The 1208-nt window shown below is 43.9% G+C and carries 2 protein-coding genes; one reads left to right on the top strand and one right to left on the bottom strand.

Annotation, left to right across the window (positions count from 1 at the left end; all coding sequences use genetic code 11):
- Positions 1-418 (bottom strand): Uma2 family endonuclease (locus PX484_RS10855; protein ID WP_288103806.1); only part of this gene is annotated, 418 nt, incomplete at its 3' end.
- Between the two features lie 382 nt (positions 419-800).
- Between PX484_RS10855 and PX484_RS10850 the strand changes: the two genes are divergently transcribed.
- Positions 801-1208 (top strand): DHH family phosphoesterase (locus PX484_RS10850; protein ID WP_502882730.1); only part of this gene is annotated, 408 nt, incomplete at its 3' end.

The following is a 1208-nucleotide window of genomic DNA, read 5'->3' as shown; positions in this document are numbered from 1 at the left end:
CACCCAAATCATTTTTATCGGGATTATAAATGTAGTATTCTTCCACACCATAACGGTCATAAAACAGTAGTTTTCTGGTCATTTCCGTTTGGGTATTACCCGGAGAGAGAATTTCAAAAACCACTTGCGGGGGGATATTGTCTTCTTTCCACTGTTGATAGGAACCCCTTTCCCCTTTTGGTCTGCCAAAAGCTACCATGACATCGGGTGCTTGTCGAGTCTTATTATCTCCCTCCACGGGATACCAGAGTAAATCACCGGCGACAAAAACATCGGCATTATTGGCAAATAACCAGTCTAAATTCGCTTTAATCGTCGTAATCCAGCGAAATTGTCTTGTATTATCGGTCATCGGTTTCCCGTCGCTATCGGGATAGACGATTGCGGTTTTCGGGCTGTCGTCGAGTTGTCTAACCATTGCTTAACCCTAGAGTTTCGTCTTTGCTTCCTTAATAGTATAACTTTACTATAAAAAATCGGAGCAAATATTTAGGGACGGTGGTGATTCTAAATCCTGTTTAAAAAGTATGGGAGAGTGGGAAGTGGGGAAGTGGGGAAGTCCAGTTATATCATTTTTCTCAAGTAATGGCAGCGATGGTTAATTGCCCTCACTCCTAACCGCTCTCCCAGAACAAACAGGAGAGGTCTTTCGATAGACTAGAGTTATGGCCCCAGAGTAAGGAGCTAGGGGCGAGAAAAGCTTAATAATTGAGATGAACCGATCGAGCGAGAATATCGTCTAGAATTAATTAACTCAAAAAATCCTGACTGAATCTACCTTTAAGCGAACTTTTCTAAAAATGATGGCTGAATTACTGAGTCTAGTTCCTGCCAAGTCCCTCGAAACCGATGTAGTGGTAGGGGAAGCGTCGGCAGTATGTCCCCTTCCTCCAGTCACGGTTAGTAATGATACCCTACTTATTTCCCTGATCGATCGCCTGCGACGTACTTTGGAAAATCATCGTGGCGAAAATCAAATTGTGGTGATGCAGGATTTCCCGGATCCCGATGCTCTTTCTAGTGCCTGGGCCTATCAAATTATCGCCGAACAGTACGATATTCACTGCGATATAGTCTATGCGGGTACTCTCTCCCATCAGGAAAATGTCGCTTTGGTAAAACTAACGGGTTTACCGGCTAAACGTTGGGGAGTCCATACCCTCAAGGATAGAGATCTTTCGGTTTATCAGGGTTGTGTTTTTGTCGAT

It is taken from the genome of Microcystis sp. M49636_WE2 (genome assembly GCF_030065375.1).
Classification (GTDB): Bacteria; Cyanobacteriota; Cyanobacteriia; order Cyanobacteriales; family Microcystaceae; genus Microcystis; species Microcystis aeruginosa_C.
This window is presented reverse-complemented; position numbering and strand designations above follow the sequence as displayed.